The organism is Bordetella sp. 15P40C-2 (genome assembly GCF_009763235.1).
In the GTDB taxonomy this organism is placed as follows: domain Bacteria; phylum Pseudomonadota; class Gammaproteobacteria; order Burkholderiales; family Burkholderiaceae_B; genus Bordetella_A.
Map to the genome: position 1 here is coordinate 19,997 of NZ_WSJA01000001.1, position 16,699 is coordinate 36,695.

At 61.9% G+C, this 16,699-nt stretch carries 16 protein-coding genes; 13 read left to right on the forward strand and 3 right to left on the reverse strand.

Annotation, left to right across the window (positions count from 1 at the left end; genetic code table 11):
- Position 1 precedes the first annotated feature (1 nt).
- Complete coding sequence (locus GOQ25_RS00085) at positions 2 to 1,000, reverse strand: tripartite tricarboxylate transporter substrate binding protein (protein ID WP_160348398.1); 999 nt, start codon at positions 998 to 1,000, stop codon at positions 2 to 4.
- 190 nt (positions 1,001 to 1,190) lie between these two features.
- Positions 1,191 to 1,574 (reverse strand): copper resistance protein NlpE, encoded by a 384-nt coding sequence (locus tag GOQ25_RS00090; protein ID WP_160348399.1) that lies wholly within the window; start codon positions 1,572 to 1,574, stop codon positions 1,191 to 1,193.
- Positions 1,575 to 1,666: 92 nt separating this feature from the next.
- Between GOQ25_RS00090 and GOQ25_RS00095 the strand changes: the two genes are divergently transcribed.
- Complete coding sequence (locus GOQ25_RS00095; RefSeq protein ID WP_160348400.1) at positions 1,667 to 2,485, forward strand: tyrosine-protein phosphatase; 819 nt, start codon at positions 1,667 to 1,669, stop codon at positions 2,483 to 2,485.
- Positions 2,486 to 2,685: 200 nt separating this feature from the next.
- On the opposite strand, the gene GOQ25_RS00100 is transcribed toward GOQ25_RS00095, so the two are convergent.
- A complete protein-coding gene (locus GOQ25_RS00100; RefSeq protein WP_160348401.1) occupies positions 2,686 to 3,651 on the reverse strand; it encodes a tripartite tricarboxylate transporter substrate binding protein in 966 nt (321 codons plus the stop codon).
- Between the two features lie 108 nt (positions 3,652 to 3,759).
- On the opposite strand from GOQ25_RS00100, the gene GOQ25_RS00105 reads away from it, so the two are divergent.
- The 12 genes from GOQ25_RS00105 (at position 3,760) to GOQ25_RS00160 (ending at position 16,657) form a co-directional block, all read left to right on the forward strand.
- Entirely contained in the window at positions 3,760 to 4,596 is an 837-nt protein-coding gene (locus GOQ25_RS00105; protein WP_160348402.1) for an IclR family transcriptional regulator, read from the forward strand.
- Positions 4,597 to 4,836: 240 nt separating this feature from the next.
- Positions 4,837 to 5,340 (forward strand): MaoC family dehydratase, encoded by a 504-nt coding sequence (locus GOQ25_RS00110; RefSeq protein ID WP_160348403.1) that lies wholly within the window; start codon positions 4,837 to 4,839, stop codon positions 5,338 to 5,340.
- Positions 5,341 to 5,407: 67 nt separating this feature from the next.
- On the forward strand, positions 5,408 to 6,403 hold the full coding sequence (dctP, locus tag GOQ25_RS00115) for a TRAP transporter substrate-binding protein DctP (RefSeq protein ID WP_160348404.1): 996 nt from the start codon (positions 5,408 to 5,410) through the stop codon (positions 6,401 to 6,403).
- Positions 6,400 to 7,992, forward strand: a complete 1,593-nt coding sequence (locus tag GOQ25_RS00120; protein WP_160348405.1) for an amidase — start codon at positions 6,400 to 6,402, stop codon at positions 7,990 to 7,992. Before dctP (GOQ25_RS00115) ends, GOQ25_RS00120 begins: the two co-directional genes overlap by 4 nt.
- Before the next feature lie 17 nt (positions 7,993 to 8,009).
- Positions 8,010 to 9,014 (forward strand): TRAP transporter substrate-binding protein DctP, encoded by a 1,005-nt coding sequence (dctP, locus tag GOQ25_RS00125; protein WP_160348406.1) that lies wholly within the window; start codon positions 8,010 to 8,012, stop codon positions 9,012 to 9,014.
- Positions 9,001 to 9,633 (forward strand): TRAP transporter small permease, encoded by a 633-nt coding sequence (locus GOQ25_RS00130; RefSeq protein ID WP_160348407.1) that lies wholly within the window; start codon positions 9,001 to 9,003, stop codon positions 9,631 to 9,633. The genes dctP (GOQ25_RS00125) and GOQ25_RS00130 overlap by 14 nt, the downstream gene beginning before the upstream one ends.
- Positions 9,630 to 10,901, forward strand: coding sequence for a TRAP transporter large permease (locus tag GOQ25_RS00135; protein WP_160348408.1), 1,272 nt, complete (start codon positions 9,630 to 9,632; stop codon positions 10,899 to 10,901). The genes GOQ25_RS00130 and GOQ25_RS00135 overlap by 4 nt, the downstream gene beginning before the upstream one ends.
- A 17-nt stretch (positions 10,902 to 10,918) precedes the next feature.
- Positions 10,919 to 12,316 carry an MmgE/PrpD family protein gene (locus GOQ25_RS00140; RefSeq protein ID WP_160348409.1) on the forward strand — a complete coding sequence of 466 codons (1,398 nt, stop codon included), beginning with the start codon at positions 10,919 to 10,921 and terminating at the stop codon, positions 12,314 to 12,316.
- A 27-nt stretch (positions 12,317 to 12,343) separates the two neighbouring features.
- Positions 12,344 to 13,498, forward strand: a complete 1,155-nt coding sequence (locus GOQ25_RS00145; RefSeq protein ID WP_160348410.1) for an acyl-CoA dehydrogenase family protein — start codon at positions 12,344 to 12,346, stop codon at positions 13,496 to 13,498.
- On the forward strand, positions 13,495 to 14,685 hold the full coding sequence (locus GOQ25_RS00150) for a CaiB/BaiF CoA-transferase family protein (RefSeq protein WP_160348411.1): 1,191 nt from the start codon (positions 13,495 to 13,497) through the stop codon (positions 14,683 to 14,685). The genes GOQ25_RS00145 and GOQ25_RS00150 overlap by 4 nt, the downstream gene beginning before the upstream one ends.
- A complete protein-coding gene (locus GOQ25_RS00155) occupies positions 14,682 to 15,440 on the forward strand; it encodes a GntR family transcriptional regulator (RefSeq protein WP_160348412.1) in 759 nt (252 codons plus the stop codon). Before GOQ25_RS00150 ends, GOQ25_RS00155 begins: the two co-directional genes overlap by 4 nt.
- Positions 15,437 to 16,657 carry an MFS transporter gene (locus GOQ25_RS00160; RefSeq protein ID WP_160348413.1) on the forward strand — a complete coding sequence of 407 codons (1,221 nt, stop codon included), beginning with the start codon at positions 15,437 to 15,439 and terminating at the stop codon, positions 16,655 to 16,657. The genes GOQ25_RS00155 and GOQ25_RS00160 overlap by 4 nt, the downstream gene beginning before the upstream one ends.
- Positions 16,658 to 16,699 lie beyond the last annotated feature (42 nt).

Consider the following 16,699-nt stretch of genomic DNA (forward strand, 5'->3'; position numbering starts at 1 on the left):
TTTAGCTTTTACCGCCGTAATCGACAACGATGTTCGCAGCCTGGGCCACGGCGGCCCAGCGCTTGAGCTCACTGGCGGTAAAGGCTTGGAAGGCCTCGGCGTCGCGCAGTTTCGGCTCGAGGCCGCCCGCAATGAGTCGCTGTTGTTGCTCCGGGCTCGACAAACCTTCCACGATATCGCGCGAGAGTTGAGCAACAATGGCCGGATCGACTTTTGACGGGACGTACATACCCAACCAGCTAGTCACGTCGAAGTCAGGCATGCCCTGTTCCTGCATCGTCGGCACATCGGGCAGTTGGCGCACGCGATAGGAACTCGTCACCGCCAGCGCCTTGAGTTTGCCCGCGCGCAACATCGCCAACGTGGGCGGCAAGTTCATGAAGCAGAGGTCCAGGTCTCCCATGGAAGTCCCCACCAGCGCCTCGCTCGCGCCCTTGTACGGCACATGATCGAGCGGCAGCTTCGCCTGAATGCCGAACAACTCCGTGGTCATCTGCGACGAGCTACCCACCCCGTTGCTGCCATACAAAGGCTTGCCGGGACGGTCTTTCAGATAGGCGATGAGCTCTTGCACGGTGTTGGCGGGATGGTCGGGACGGACCACCAGCACGTTCACGAACTCGGCCACCTGCGCGACGGGCAACAAGGCCTTCGGAATATCGATCGGCAGACCGCGCAACGTGACGGGCGGCAGCACGTTATGGCCCAGGCCGCCGGTGGTAATCGTGTAGCCATCCGGCGTGGCGGCTGCAGCGGCCGTCATCCCAATGACCCCGCCGGCGCCCGGCTTGTTCTCTATGACAATGCTTTGCCCATAGCGCGTAGCCAGCAAGTCCCCGACCAACCGCCCCGCGACGTCGGTGGCGCTACCCGGCGTGGAAGACACGATAATCTTTATCGCACGATTGGGATACGGTACCGAGGTCTGGCTCCAAACCGGTCGGGCCACGACCAGTGCCGCCGTGGAACCCAAAAGTTTGAGCGCACTGCGTCGTTTCATTTTTATTCCCCTGTTCTACGTTGGAGGTTTCGTTTGTTTGTACGATTAACCTACGAATAAAATACGCGGTCTTATTCGGCGCTAACACTGTGGGAAACCCTGAGCGGCGCGTGGGGAGAGAAGGCCTTGACTGTTTACGCTGGTGGTGCCGTGTCCGGCACCGTCCGATGCGCATGATCCATCGATGTGGCTACTCTTTGGTCAACACATAGCTGTCGGCTAGCGGCCCATTGATTCGGGAACCGTCTGTTGCCAAGCGAATCAGCCGGTTCTCGGCGACGAAATACTGTACGGGCTCGCGCTGCCCGAGTGTGACGGTGTTGCCTGCAGCATTCCAACCGAATCGTCCGCGTTCTTCTGATACGGCGTTGCGTTTGCCAAGATACTTGGCAATTGTCTGGTACGATCCGTCGTCCTCGAGCGTCACGACGGTGTCGATGCCTTCGCAATCAGCGCAAGGCAGGACGCCCCGATAAGTTCCGGCCCAGTCCAGGGCGGTGCGCGCATTATGCTCGGCGTCAAAGGCGGCGCCGGTCTGCGGGACAGGTGCGCATGCGGACAACAGAGCGGTCATGAGAAAGACTGAACTAGCGCGAATTTTCATGGTCAGATTTGTTCCATCTATGGTGATCTTGCAGCCGCGTGAGGCGCATAGGGTGGAGTTTCTTGGTTGATGGATTTATAAATATCATAGAAGAAAAAGCCCCAACAATAAGCCAAACCATCTGCAATTTCAGGGACCTGGGCGGTCATGCCACGGCTAGTGGCGCAACGGTCCCACCGGGTCGCCTATTCCGCTCGAGCCAATTGTCGAACCTGCCGACAGAGGCGTTACGAACGCTTCAAGACGTGGGTGTTCGCATCGTATATGACTTCCGTACTTCTCAAGAGAGAGAACAATTCCCGGACGTCCAAATAGATGGCGCACGCAATGTATGGCTGAATGTTTTGGGTGACGCCTCAGATTCACTGGCTGCCACCTTGCACCTGATGCTGCAGGATCCTCGTAAAGCGACGCAAGAGCTCACGCCCGGCAGAATCCAAACGCTCTATCGGAGCATCTACGAGGATCTGGTCACCCTGCCCAGCGCGTGCGCGGCTTACGCTGCATTCTTCTCTTCGTTGCTGCGGGATCCGGGCTCGCCCAAACTGTTTCATTGCACGGCTGGTAAAGACAGGACCGGCTGGGCGGCCGCGCTGTTATTGTCTTTGTTGGGCGTGGGATTTGACGACATCGTGGCGGATTACCTGGCGAGTAATGATCAGCTGATATCCGGCTCGCAACCGTTGATTCAGGCATTCGTGGCTGGAGGTGGGGAAGCAACTGTAGCGGAAAACCTGCTACGGGTTCGTCGCGAATATCTCGATATCGCCTTTGATGCGCTTACGCGCAACCATGGCACGGTAGAGAACTACTTTTCTCAGGCGCTTGGTATTGGCGAGGCGGAGCAGGTGGCGCTGATTTCGGCGTATACGAGCCGGTGAGTGTGGGCGTGGCGGCCGCCGCAGGCCGGCTTGTGTGCAGCCGACGATTGGGGGAGCATTCACAGCGATCACGGCGAGCCGTTTACCGGCCCGCTTGCGCCACCTAACCCCCGCCCAAAAAAACCGCAATATGCGTGGTTGTCCCACGGCATATTGCGGTCATTCAGCCATCCTCTATCGGATGGCGACAAAGTCATTGCTTACTGGCGTTCAAGCCCAGCTTGATCGACCAGCTTCTCGATCACGGGTTGTTCGTTCTTGATTTGCTGGGTCAGTTCCTGCGCGGTGCCGGAGCGGGGCTCAATCCCCAGCGACAGCATTTTTTCGCGTACTTGCGGGTCTTCGAGGGTCGTGACCAGCGCCTTTTGCAGCGTCTCTAACACCTCGGGAGACGTCCCCGGAGGCGCCACAAAACTAAACCACGCGCTCAGATCAAATGCCGGATAGCCCTGCTCGGCCATGGTTGGCAGATCGGGCAGCGTGGACAGTCGCGATTTGCTGGTGATGCCAAACACTTTGAGCTTGCCCGCTTCGACCTGCGGCATCCCGGTCGCCACCATGTCAAAGAACAAATCCACGTCGCCGTTGATCACGGCCGGCAGCGCCATGGTGGCACCTTTGTAAGGCACGTGCAGCACGTCGATGCCCGCTTCCTGCTTGAACAGCTCGCCGGCCAAATGCGACGAGGTTCCCGGACCGAACGTCGCGAACGTCAATTTTCCGGGACGCGCCTTGGCGTCTTGCACCACGTCAGCGGTGCTCTTGTAGTCGTTCTTGTTGCTTGCCAGCAGGATCAGCGGACCGATCCCGACCATGCCGATGGGCGCGAAACCATCGGGGTCGTACGGCAGCGATTTGTAGAGATAGCGATTGGTCACCAGCGTCGAGTTGGTCGCCATCAGCAAGGTGTAGCCGTCGGGTTTCGCGCGGCTGACGTAGCCCGCGCCAATCGTCGTACCGGCGCCAGCCTTGTTCTCGACGATCAGCGTTTGATCGAGCGCGCGGCCCATGCGTTCAGCAAGGATGCGCGTCAACACATCGGTGGCGCCACCGGCCGGAAATGGCGAAATGACGGTAATGGGCCGCTCGGGATAGGCCGCATGGGCCAGCCCGGCGCATACGGACAAGGTTAGCGCGGCGGCGAAGGTATAGGCTCGTTTCAACATAATTTCCCCTGTGTCGGTCCTAGACGAAGCGTTTTGCTTGGAGTAAATTTCAAAATACGAAATTTAATTTTGCTTTGCGAAATCTACTATAAAAACGAATGGCCCTCGATGCAAGTCCCCTCTGAACTCCCCCCTGCTGATCCGTCCAACACGTCCCCGGCGCTGAGCGGACCCGCGCGCCGTCGACGCGGCGCGGGGCAAGGGCGCGCTGCGCCCGAATTCATCGAGGCGTTGGCTCGCGGTCTTGACGTGCTGCGCTGTTTTGGCAAGGACACCAGCACGCTCGGGAACCAGGATCTGGCCGGTCTCACCGGGCTGCCCAAGCCCACGATCAGCCGGATCACCTATACGTTGACGGAGCTGGGCTACCTGCGCTATCACCCGGAAAGCGGTAAGTATTCGCCAGGCTTTGCCGTGCTGGCGTTGGGGTTCGGCGTGCTGGCCGGGCTGGAAGTGCGTGCCATGGCCCGCGACTGCATGCAGCAGCTGGCGAAGGACACCGGAGGCGCGATCGCGCTGGGCACCTTCGATGGTGACGCGATGGTCTATGTCGAAGCGATACATGGGTCATCTGACTTGTACTTGCGCCTGCCGGTGGGTTACCGCGCGAGTTTCAATAGCGCCATGGGGCGGGCCTACCTGGCGCGGCTACCCGCTTCGAAGCGCGCAGAGCTGCTCAATCGCCTGGGCCAAGCCGCGCCCGCCGAGTCAGTGATTCAACAGGCCTGCGCGGATTTCGCGAGCACGGGATGCTGTTTCGCGCTGGGCAGCTGGCGCAGCGACATTAACGCCGTCGCCGTCCCGTTCGAGTCGGTGACCGGGGAAGGCACATTCGTCGTGAGCTGCGGCGGGCCGGCGTCGCTGCTGCCCCCCGATGTGCTGCGCGACCGCGTCGTGCCAGCGCTGCGAAAAGTCGCGCAGCAGCTATCGGGGTATCGGCCGTAACTCCCATTGCACCGCAGCGCCCGCTGAAGCCCACTGTCGACCGGCGACCGCCGCACCCAGACGCCACTGCCGAGCGCGCATGGCAACCGTTATGCACGCTGGCACTCATTAACCACTGAAAAAAGGCTGCCATCGCCAGCCCTGCTGCAGCGCGCAACGAAAAGTCGTTGACAAGCCCCACGCTCCAGGACGACCATCACTTTGTCCAGACAAACTATCAAACATGACAAAGGAGGAGACATGGAGGTTACCAACGTGAGTCCCAAGCGTTATCGCTTCAGTTTCGGGCGGTATCTGGAAGAGTTCGAAGTCGGTGCCGTTTACGAGCATCGCCCGGGCCGCACGCTGACGGATGCCGACAACATTCAGTTCTCACTGCTGACGATGAACTTTCATCCCATGCACTGCGATGCGGCGTATGCCAGTCAAAGTGAATTCGGCAAGTTACTCGTCAATAGCGGACTGACTGTCGCCATCGTGCTCGGCATGACCGTGAATGACGTCAGCGGTAAAGCCATCGCCAACCTTGGTTGGAAAGAGATCAACCTGACCGCCCCCGTCTTCGCCGGCGATACCTTGTACGCTGAATCGGAAGTCCTGGAGCTGCGCGAATCCCGCAGCCGCCCAAATCAAGGCATCGTCACCACGCGCACGCGCGCGTTCAACCAGGACGGCGTCGAGGTAATGAACTTCGTCCGCTCGTGCCTCGTGCCCAAGCGTGGACACGGCGTAGGCGATCAATAGTCGCAGGTCTCTCCGTGCGGGCGCGGCCCGCGCGACATCGCAGTACTAGCCCAAGGAGGGTATTGCCATGTTTAACCAGTTGATCCGGCGTGGAGCGGCGTTGCTCGCACTTGCGATTTCTTGTCATGCAGGGGCCGCCACCGAACTGGTGTTGACGTCCGAGGTAGCGGCGTCGCATTGGAAAACGCGATATATGAACGAATTCGCCGCCGACGTCGCCAAGCGCACCAACGGCGAAGTGCAGGTCAAGGTGTTCCCGGCCTCGCAGTTGTACAACGATCAGGACGGCCTCGCCGCCATTGGCACAGGCGCCGTGCACATGGTCTGGCCAGTGTCGGTGCGATTGGAAACACTGGATCCGGCGCTGGGCTATATCAACCTGCCGTTTGGCCTATCCGACGAGATGATGGCCAACGAATGTTTTGCCCAGGGGCTTACTGAGATGATGTCGGAACGCTTGAAGTCCCGGCAATTGCAGGTACTGGGACTGCTGCGCACGGCTGACTTGTTCTTTATCTTCCGCGACCGGGACGTGAAGTCGCTAGCGGATATGCGCGGTGCGAAGCTGCGCGTGACGGGCGGGCGCATTTTCCTGGACATGGTGCGCAGTTTTGATGCCAGCCCGGTCTCTCTGGCGGCATCGGAGATGAGTACCGCCCTGGCGCAGGGCGCGATCGATGGGGTGCTCAGTTCTCCGGCCGGTTGGTCCGAGATGATAGGCAAGACCGGCAAGTATGCCTTTCACGTGCCGGGTATGTCGCTCGCCACCTACGCCGTGGTGGCTGACCGCAACTGGATGGATGCGCTGACGGATCAGCAACGCCAGGCGATTGTTGACAGCATGAACGCCATCATCAAGCGCCAATGGGAGGAAGCGCGCGCGGCCGATGCCGAGGCCGTCAAGAAGATGGAGCAGCAAGGCTCCGTGTATCGCGTGGCCGATGATGCAGGCGCCGCGGAATGGAAAGCCCGCGCAGACGCCGCGAAGAAATCCTATACCGATAAGTACGGCGACGTGGTTAAACAGGTCGAGTCGATCTCCCAGCGGTGTGGTGTCAAATGAGCGCCTTGATTCAATCCACCCGTGACTGGGTCGATGCTCGTGAGTTGCCGCTGGACGAGCAGGACTTGCCGGATCTGGCCGAGGCAACGGCAAGCCTCAGTGCCGCATTGGCGCAAGAGACGGCGACGATGGACATGTCTCAGGTCGCTGTGCCGTTTGGCGAGGTGCTACGCCAACGGGCTCCCGCGCCATTAGCCCCCGCGCCAGCGCCGGACGCGGATGTCAGCATCGATAGCGAGGCCTTGGTCCGCGCCAGTCTGGCCGCTATCGAACGAGTAGCACCCGGCAAGCTGGCGTGGGTCGATATCGATGCGGACACGGCCTTGACCGAGGCGAGGCAACGCGACGATGAGAGGCGACAAGGCAGGATACGCGGTCCCTTGCACGGCATGCCGGTAGGCATCAAGGACATGTTCGACCGCCAGGGCCACACAGCGGGTTGGGGATCGCCGCTGCGTCGGGGCAGCTCGCCGGCCAGCACGGACGCCACCATCGTGGCGCGCCTGCGCGCGGCGGGCGCTATCGTGCTGGGCACTCAGCATATGGCGGAACTCGCCATGTCGCCAACGGGCTGGAATGCGACCTATGGCCCGGGCCGCAATCCCTGGGACACCACGCGTGTGTCGGGCGGCAGTTCCAGTGGCGCGGCCATGTCGGTCGCCGCCGGTCACGTACCGTTGGCCATCGGTTCAGATACCGGCGGTTCGATCCGTCTGCCTGCGGCGTTGTGCGGACTGACGGGATTAAAGCCCACGCAACACCGCGTGAGCGTGGCGGGCGCCATGCCGCTGTCTCCCAGCCTGGATTGCATCGGGCCACTGGCGTGGTCGGCGGAACTCTGCGGGCACGCCTATCAGGCACTGGCGGGAGCCGATCCGTCAGACCCTTCATGCCTCAATGTACCGTCCACGCTGGGCGAGCCGACAGGCCAGCTCCGAGTCGTCGTTCCAAGCTGGCGCGACGACGACCCCATGTCGGCGCAGATGCGCCACGCCCTGGACGAAGCCGTGCGGGCATTGAAAGACGCAGGCGTGGAATGTCGAACGATTGAGTCGCCCTACCCCTTTTTGCAGCGCGCGGGTCAGCTTGCGTCGATCCTCCTCGCGGTCGAGGCGGCGGCCATGCACCAGCGTTGGTTGCGCGAACGCGCTGAGGACTACGGCCACCAAGTGCGCCGGCGTATCAGCCGAGGTCTGTTGCTATCCGGCGTGGACTATTGCGACGCACAGCGTCTGCGCGCGCCGTTCCTGCAACGTTACCTGCGCGAGATACAGGGTGATGCCGACGCGCTGCTGCTGCCTTGCACGCCGGATGTGGCCCCTCTCGTCGAAACCACGGTGGACGGCGACCAGGCCCGTCTGGAACGCGAGTTCTCGCAGTTGTCGACCTGGACACGAGGCATCAATTACCTCGGTCTGCCTGTACTGACGGTTCCCGTGGGTGAGGGCGCTGGCGGCTTACCGCTGGGGATGCAGTTGGTCGGCCCACCTTTGGGCGAAGACCGCGTACTGGCGCTAGGGCGTCTTTATCAGCAAACCACGACATGGCACACGCGCCGCCCCGCTAGCTACGCACTATCCGGCCGCTGAGCCGAGGAGGAGACAAAATGAAAATGGTTTGGAACAAAGCCGCACCATGGCTCAGCGCCATAGTGATCGGTTGCAGCGGCGCCGCAGGCGCTGCCGAGATGATCATCACCAGCGAAATTCCGCTGGCGACCAATCCCAGCCCCTACATCCAGCAATTCATCGAGGAGGTAGGCAAACGCACCGACGGGGCCATACAGGGCAAGTATTTCCCCGCCTCGCAGCTCTATAACGACCGCGATGGCTTGGCGGCATTGGGGACGGGCGCGGTGCATATGGTGTGGCCGGTTTCCTCGCGGCTGGAGCAGTTCGATCCGCGCGTGGGGGTGGCCAGCCTGCCCTTTGCACTGACCACCGAGGAAATGACTAATCCGTGCTTTGCCAAGGGCTTCACGGAGATGATCTCGGGCTACCTCGAACCGCGCGGCATGCAGGTGCTGGGCTTTCTGCGCACCGCCGATCTGATTTTCCTGATGAAGAATCGCGACATCCAGAAGGTCGAGGATTTGAAGGGCCAGAAAGTGCGCGTGATCGGCGGGCAGATCATGTTGGATGCGATGAAATCAGTCCAGGCCAGCCCGGTTTCCATGTCGGCATCCGAAATGTCGGCGGCCCTGTCACAGGGAGCCATCGACGGCGCCATGACCTCGCCGGCCGGCTGGGCCGACGTGCTAGGCAGCACCGCCAAGTACGCCACGCTGCCTCCAGGGATGGGCCTGGCGACCTCGGCCATCACCGTAGACAAACTTTGGTTGGACAGCTTGCCCGAGGCACAGCGCAAAGCGATCGTGGATACCGTGGCGGATATTTCGGCCCGCCAATGGCAAGAGACCGTCGCTAAAGATCGCGAGCTGATCGATCAAATGGTCGCCAAGGGTGGGCACTACCGCGTAATGGCGCCGGAGGAGGTCGAAAAACTGAAGGCGCGTTTCGTCGCGGCGGGCGAAGGCTTTCGCAACAAACAGGCGGCCACGCTCGCGCAACTGGAAAAAGTCCGCAAGGAGTGCATCCATGATGGCAAGTGAACTGAAATCAGCGCGCTTGCCCCGCAGCTCAGCAAGGGAGCGTCCCGTGGCAGCCGTCGCGCCCGAATTCGGCAAACTGGGTTGGATATCACGGCTTGTGCTGGGTCTGGCCACCATCATGGCATTGGCCGCGACCTTCATCATGATTCTGGAGGGCTTTAGCCGCTACGCATTGGATGTCAGTTACTTCTGGGCCGAGGAATCGGTGCGGTTCCTGATGGTGTGGGCGTTTTTCCTGACGCTGGGCATCGCGGGGTTTCGCAACTATCACATCCGAACCGAATTGCTCGTACAGCGTCTGCCACGCCCGGTGCAGCGCGTGGTGTGGCTGGTGTCATGCGTGGCGGGCATGTTGTTCGCCTTTATCCTCGCCTATTCTTCGATCCCTCAGGTGCATCGCTTCTACACCATGGGCATGGTGTCTGAGTCGTCGCTCGAGCTGCCCATGTGGCTGCTGTTTTTGGCCATGCCGGTAGGTGGATTGGCGCTGTTCGCGTATTACGCCTGCGCAGCCTGGTACGCGTGGCGGTGGGGCGATCCGTTCGCGCCGCAGGCCGTGGACGAGAACCCCGATCCCAGTGTGGCCGAGGCCATCGCCCGACAGGAGCCACTGCTATGACCCTGGGACTCTCTGTTATTGGTTTGCTGGTCCTGCTGGCCCTGGGTGCGCATGTCGGAACAGCCATGGGCCTGATGTCCAGCGCCATGGTGATGTCCGTCAATGGCGTGCCGCTCACGGTGATCGCGCAAACGGCATTCAAGTCGATCAACAGCTATCCGCTCATGGCCATCCCGATGTTCGTGCTGATGGGCAATCTGATGATGCGCGGCAATATCGTGGCTGTGATGATCGAGCTGATCGGCAGTCTCGTGCGTTGCGTGCGCGGCGGATTGGCATTGACCGTGATGCTGGCCTGCGTGTTCTTCGCGGCCGTGTCGGGCTCCAGCGTGGGGTCGGCCGCAGCCATCGGCGCGGCCACGGTCGATGGCCTCAAACGCGAAAACTATCCGCCGCGATTCTCGGCTGCCCTGGTGGCCGTGGGCGGAACGCTGGGCTTGATGATACCGCCGTCGCTGGGATTCATTCTGATCGGGTCCATCGTGGGCCTTCCCGTGGACAAGCTGTTCATTGCAGGCATCCTGCCCGGCTTAATGGAAGCGGCCTTGTTGCTCATCACCACCGTGTGGCTGACCCGACGACATGGCTACGGCGCCACGACAGGTAAGCCGGATATCGCGGGATTCACGCGTCGGCTACCTAAAGCCGCCGGCGCGCTATCGATGCCGGTGCTCGTCTTGGGCAGTATTTACCTGGGTATCTTCACGCCGACGGAAGTCTCGGCGGTCGCTGCGGGCTACGCGGCGCTGCTATGCGTGGTGGTGTATCGCACCATGAACTGGAGCGCGGTATGGAAGGTTTCCCAGGAATCCGTACTGCAGTCCACCATGATTTTCATGGTGGTAATGGGCGGCAGTTTGATCGGCTTCATCCTGGCCCGCATGGGGGTGTCCGCGTCGCTGATCGGATTCATGGAACGCATGGACATGTCGGCCTGGCAGTTTCTGCTGTTGGCTAACGTGGTGCTGTTGGCGCTGGGCATGTTCCTCGATGGCGTTGCGATGATTGTGCTGACCGCCCCGCTGCTGTTCCCGATGGCCACGCATCTGGGCATCGATCCGGTGCACTTCGCCGTGATCATGGTGGCCAACGTCGAGATCGCCACCCTGACCCCGCCTATCGGGCTGAACCTGTTTGTGATGAGTGGGATCGCGCGTATCCCCGTCGAGCAGGTCGCGCGCGGCGTGCTGCCTTTCTATATGACGCGTTTGCTCTCGCTGGCGCTCATCACGTTTGTACCGGCGATATCGCTGGCGCTGCTGAACTGAAAACAAGGAGAGACGGAATGAAAGATCATGCAGACACCCCCGCCACGTTGGCTTTATCCGAAACGCTGGCCCAATTCGCCGCGAACTTCGATGCAGCAAGCATTCCGGTGACGGCGCGTGAACGCGGCCGGCTATTGATGTTGGATTCGATCGGCATCGCACTGGCCTCGCACGGTTACGAGTTTTCGCGGCGCGCGTTGGCGGCCATCGGCGAGCTCGACAGCGGCGGCGACAGCATCGTCATTGGATCCGGCAAACGCATGGACCCGCGCAATGCGGCGATTGCTAATGGCGTGCTGATACACGGCCTGGACTATGACGATACCCATGCCCGGGGCGTGATTCACGCCACGGCGTCGATTCTGCCGACCGTGCTGGCGCTGGCCGCGCGCGACGATCGCAGCGGCTCCGATATGGTGGCGGCCTATGTCCTGGGCATGGAGGCGGCCACGCGGCTGGGCGCGGTGGCCAAAGGTGGCTTTCACCAAGTGGGCTTTCACCCGACGGGATTGATCGGCACATTTGGATGCACGCTCGCAGCGGGCTGGCTGCTAGGGTTGAATGCTCAACAGATGGTCGACGCACAAGGTATCGCGCTATCGCTGGCCGCCGGCAGCCTGGAATTCTTGAATGATGGCGCGTGGAACAAACGGCTGCATCCTGGTTGGGCTGCTAACGCGGGGATCACGGCTGCCACGTTCGGCAAACATGGCTATACCGGAACACGCTTGGCGTACGAAGGGCGATTCGGTCTGTACGCCAGCCATCTCGGTGAGCGTGACTATGATCTGCAACTCGCCACCGCGCAACTGGGCACGCTATGGGAGGTCGAGCGCGTCTCGGTCAAACCGCTGCCCGCGTGCCACTTCACCCATGCCGCAATCGACGCGGCCGCGCGTTTGCATGCGCAGGGTGTGCGCGCCGATCAGATCCGGCGCATTACCGTGCTGGTGCCCGCCGAGGTCGTAAAAACCGTGTGTGAACCCGAGACGTCCAAGCGCAAGCCGGCTAACAGTTATGAGGCGCAATTCAGCATCCCCTATCTCGTCAGCACCGCCTTGTGCAAGGGTAAGCTCACGCTGGACGACCTCGAAGAGGCCGCCCTCCGCGACCCGGCCGTACTGGCGCTGGCCGCGATCACCGATTATGAACACGATCCTGATAGCGACTTCCCGCTGCACTATGGCGGCGAAGTCATCGTGGAACTGACAGACGGCCGCAAGCTGCGCGAGCGCGAAGCCATCAATCGTGGCGCGGAAGACCGCCCCCTGACTGCTGCCGACATTCAGGCCAAGTTTCGCGATAACGCGCTGCGGCAGATCTCGGCCGAGCGCGCAGCGGCGATCGAACAAGCCGTGCTGGGCCTGGAACAAGGGACCGCGCGCGCCCTTGCCGACCAGTTGACCCAACACTGACGCACCCTGCTCTCACGGAGAACCCGCATGACCGCACATGATGACAGCCAGGAACGATTGATCCTGGATATGGTGGGCCGTTTCCTCGAACAAGAGGTGCGCCCGCATGTTTGGCAATTCGAACACGACGACATCTATCCCACCGAAATCGTCGAAAAGATGAAGGAGATGGGGCTCTTTGGCTGCCTCATCGCGCCCGAATATGGTGGGCTCGGGCTATCGACCGTGACCTATGCCAAGATCATCGAGCGCATTTCCGAAGAATGGATGTCGCTGTCGGGCATCTTGAATTCGCACATCATCATGGCCGCCGCCGTCCAACGTAACGGCACCGAGGCCCAGAAACGCGCCTATCTGCCCCGCTTTGCCACCGGGGAACTGCGCGGGGGCATTGGCCTGACCGAACCCGATTGTGGGACGGACCTGCAGGCGATACGCACGGTCGCCAGACGCGAAGGCGACGAGTACGTGATCAACGGCAGCAAGATGTGGATCACCAATGGCTACCATGGCAACTGCTTCGCGTTATTGGTCAAGACCGATCCGCAGGCCGAGCCGCGCCATAAAGGGATGAGCCTGTTCATCGCCGAGAAAGGTCCGGGATTCACCGTGAGCCGGCAGCTGGAGAAGCTCGGCTACAAAGGCATCGATTCCACGGAACTGGTTTTCGAGGACTACCGCGTGCCGGCGGATCGGCTCATCGGCGGCGTCGAGGGTCGCGGCCTGCAGATGATCTTGAATGGCCTGGAGCTGGGCCGCATCAATGTCGCGGCGCGCGGCGTGGGCGTGGCCCAGGCATCGTTGCGCGAGGCGGTCAAATACGCGCAGCAACGCAAGACCTTTGGCAAGCCCATCTGCGAACATCAGGCCATCCAGACCAAACTCGGTGACATGGCCACCCGCACGGAGGCCTCTCGCCTGCTCACGCTACGGGCGGCCGAAGCCTACGACCGTGGCGACCGCTGCGATATGGAAGCCGGCATGGCCAAGCTGTTCGCCACCGAAACCGCCGTGGAAAACAGCCTGGAGGCCATGCGCATCCATGGCGGCTATGGGTATTCAAAAGAATATCTCGTCGAGCGCTTCTATCGCGACGCCCCCCTGTTGGTGATTGGGGAAGGCACGAACGAGATGCAACGCATCATCATCGCCAAGCAACTGGTGCAAAGGAACCCCATATGACCTTGCCGCTGACTGGCTTGCGCATTATTTCCGTCGAACAGTATGGTGCGGGCCCCTTTGGGACACAGCATTTGGCCGACCTGGGCGCGGAGGTCATCAAAATAGAGAATCCGCGCGAAGGCGGAGACGTAGGCCGGGCGGTCGGGCCGCACTATTTCGGGCCCGGCGACAGCCACTTTTATCAAGCCTTTAACCGCAATAAGAAAAGCGTCACGCTGGATCTGAAGCAGCCCGAAGGTCAGCAGGTCCTGCACAGCTTGTGCGAACACGCCGATGCCGTGTTTAACAATCTGCGCGGCGATCTGCCCGGGCGCCTGGGGTTGACCTACGAAGCCCTGCGCGAAGTCCGGCCTGACATCGTGTGCGTGCACCTGTCGGCCTATGGCCGGGACGGTGAACGGGCAAGTTGGCCGGGCTACGATTACCTGATGCAGGCCGAAGCCGGCTATCTGTCACTGACTGGTGAGCCCGACGGTCCGCCCGCGCGCTTTGGCCTGTCGATCATTGACTTGATGACCGGCACCACCGCCGCGTTGGGGCTGGTGTCGGCCGTGCTCGGCGCGCGGCAGAGCGGCGTGGGCCGCGATGTCGACGTGAGCCTGTTTGACGTTGCGTTGCATAACCTCTGCTATGTGGCGACCTGGTATCTGAATGGCGGGCACCAAACCGGGCGCGCGCCCCGGTCGGGTCATCCGTCGCTCGTGCCCAGCCAGCTGTACCGCACCGCCGACAGCTGGATCTTCGTGATGTGCAATAAAGAAAAATTCTGGCCCCTGCTGGCCCAGGCGATGGGCCATCCGGAATGGGCCGAGGACCCCGACTACCACCGCTTTGCCGATCGTCTGCGCAACCGGGAAAAGCTCAATCAAGAACTGGAAGCCGTCTTTATGACCGATAGCACCGCGCGCTGGATGGAACGCTTTGCCGGGAAAGTGCCCGCCGCGCCGGTTTATGATGTGGCCCAGGCATTGGAAAATCCGTTCGTCCACGCGCATGGTTGTCTGCTTGATGCCCACGATGCCGCTGGCCGCGCCGTGAAAAGCGTGGCCTCGCCGATCCGCTGTTCCGGAGAGTCACCGCTGGCGCGGGCGGCACCCGCCATGGGCGCCGATACCGACGAGCTGCTGGCGCAGGCGGGGTACAGTCCCGACCAGATCGCCAGTTTGAGGAAAACCGCAGTTCTATGACCTTGAAAATCGAAGCGCCCGGCGGCCGGCCGCGCTATCTGCAGTTAGCGACGACGCTGGTCCATGAAATCCGCACGGGCCGCTATCCGGTGGGCAGTCTGCTGCCCACCGAGTTCGAGCTTTGCGATCAGTTCGGCGTGTCACGATTTACCGTGCGTGAAGCCGTCAAGCAGCTGGTACAGCTGGGCATGGTGACGCGCCAACCGGGCGTGGGCAGCCGCGTGCTGGCCAGCACGCCGGTCACGCAATATACACAGACCATGTCCGGCATCACGGACCTGCGGCAATACGCTTATGAGACGACTCTGGAAATCGAGGGGCAGGAGCTTCTCGAGGTCGATGGCGAACTCGCGGATACGCTGGATGCCTCGACCGGCGAAACCTGGCTGCATGTTTGGGGTCTGCGCTATACCGAGGCCCACGATGCCCCGATCTGCATGACCGACGCCTATATCGCACCGGCGTTTCGCGCGGTCTCCGGATTGCGTGGCCGGATGACGCGTGCACTTTATGCAGTGTTGGAAGAGCAGTTCGATGTGCAGATTAAAACCGTGCATCAGGACATCCGCGCCGTGGTGCTGGACAAGGCGACCGCGCGGCGTCTGGATGCCAAGCCAGGATCGGCTGGCTTGCGCCTGGAGCGCCGCTACGTCGACGCGCGCGACGCGCTGGTGGAATTGGCAATCAGCTTGCATCCGGCGGATCGCTTCAGCTATCGGGAGTCATTCCGACGCGACTGGCGGGTGTCCACGTGAAGGCCCCCGCCTCCGCGGTCCTTGGCATTACGCTGGCGGTCCAGGCGCTGGTGTCGGCCGCTGCGCTGGTCGTCCCCGTGCTGGCGCCAGTGCTGAGCGCATCGACCGGGGTTGGCGCCGAGATGGTGGGTTTGTATGTTGCGCTGATCTATGTCGGCGCGATGGCGGGTAGTTTAACGGCGGGCAACTGGGTAGTACGGCTGGGCGCAATCCGGGCCAGCCAGTGCGGACTGGCCTTGTGTGCGGCGGGCCTATTGTGCAGCCTGTCCGGTCAGGTGGCGCTGCTGGCCGTGGGCGCGCTGTTGTTGGGTTTGGGGTACGGGCCCATCACGCCGGCCAGCTCACACCTGTTGATTCGAACGACGCCGCCCCACCGCATGTCGTTCGTATTTTCCGTCAAGCAAACCGGTGTGCCGCTGGGAGGCGTGCTGGCGGGTATGCTCGCGCCCAAGCTGGAGATCGCCGTGGGTTGGCGTGGCTCCTTACTGGTCACAGCTATCGCCTGCCTGGCCTGTGCGGCGCTGGCTCAACTGGTGCGCGCGGAGCTGGATGCCGACCGCCGACCGGGGCGCAGCGCATTGTTGGGCGACCTGCGCGCGCCGCTTGCGCTGATTTTTTCGCGGCGGCCGTTGGCCCTGCTGGCGATTGTGTCCTTGTGCTTTTCCGCCGTGCAATGGTCGTATAGCGCATATGTCGTGACCTATCTGCATGAAGATTTGGCCTATACGCTCGTGGCCGCCGGGATGATGTTGTCGCTGGGCCAGGTCGCCGGCGTGGCAGGACGTTTGTTTTGGGGATGGTGCTCTGACCGTTACCTTGGACCGGTCAAGACGCTCACCGTGCTGGCCCTCTTGATGACGCTGGGCATGTTGGTGTTGGCATTGCTGCCCGGCAACGCGCCCGCCATTCTCGTTGCACTCTCGCTGATGGTGCTGGGCGCGGCGGCGGTCGGGTGGAATGGCGTGTACCTTGCGGAAATCGCGCGACAGGCACCGGTTGGCCGGGCCAGCCTTGCCACGGGCGGCGCCCTGACATGTACCTTTCTAGGCGTGGTGCTCGGCCCTCCTATATTTGGCGCGATGGCTACGCTAATGGGGAGCTACAGGGTTGCATTTATATTGATCGTCTTGCCAGCCCTGTTCGTCGGGCTGGCCTTGGCGACTCAGCGCCGGCATTTTGTCGCCGAAAAGCCTGCCGCCAAGGTATCGACGGCGTAGTAGTCCAGGCAAAGCCAGGCTTTCCCACCCGCAGCGGGCGAT

Bases quoted from the DNA above. Each gene is read 5' to 3' on its own strand.
- GOQ25_RS00120 (WP_160348405.1), top strand. From the start codon at position 6,400: ATGAGCGCCTTGATTCAATCCACCCGTGACTGGGTCGATGCTCGTGAG.
- GOQ25_RS00150 (WP_160348411.1), top strand. From the start codon at position 13,495: ATGACCTTGCCGCTGACTGGCTTGCGCATTATTTCCGTCGAACAGTAT.
- GOQ25_RS00110 (WP_160348403.1), top strand. From the start codon at position 4,837: ATGGAGGTTACCAACGTGAGTCCCAAGCGTTATCGCTTCAGTTTCGGG.
- dctP (WP_160348406.1), top strand. From the start codon at position 8,010: ATGAAAATGGTTTGGAACAAAGCCGCACCATGGCTCAGCGCCATAGTG.
- GOQ25_RS00100 (WP_160348401.1), bottom strand. From the start codon at position 3,651: ATGTTGAAACGAGCCTATACCTTCGCCGCCGCGCTAACCTTGTCCGTA.
- GOQ25_RS00090 (WP_160348399.1), bottom strand. From the start codon at position 1,574: ATGACCGCTCTGTTGTCCGCATGCGCACCTGTCCCGCAGACCGGCGCC.
- GOQ25_RS00145 (WP_160348410.1), top strand. From the start codon at position 12,344: ATGACCGCACATGATGACAGCCAGGAACGATTGATCCTGGATATGGTG.
- GOQ25_RS00085 (WP_160348398.1), bottom strand. From the start codon at position 1,000: ATGAAACGACGCAGTGCGCTCAAACTTTTGGGTTCCACGGCGGCACTG.
- GOQ25_RS00105 (WP_160348402.1), top strand. From the start codon at position 3,760: ATGCAAGTCCCCTCTGAACTCCCCCCTGCTGATCCGTCCAACACGTCC.
- GOQ25_RS00140 (WP_160348409.1), top strand. From the start codon at position 10,919: ATGAAAGATCATGCAGACACCCCCGCCACGTTGGCTTTATCCGAAACG.
- GOQ25_RS00155 (WP_160348412.1), top strand. From the start codon at position 14,682: ATGACCTTGAAAATCGAAGCGCCCGGCGGCCGGCCGCGCTATCTGCAG.
- GOQ25_RS00130 (WP_160348407.1), top strand. From the start codon at position 9,001: ATGATGGCAAGTGAACTGAAATCAGCGCGCTTGCCCCGCAGCTCAGCA.
- dctP (WP_160348404.1), top strand. From the start codon at position 5,408: ATGTTTAACCAGTTGATCCGGCGTGGAGCGGCGTTGCTCGCACTTGCG.
- GOQ25_RS00135 (WP_160348408.1), top strand. From the start codon at position 9,630: ATGACCCTGGGACTCTCTGTTATTGGTTTGCTGGTCCTGCTGGCCCTG.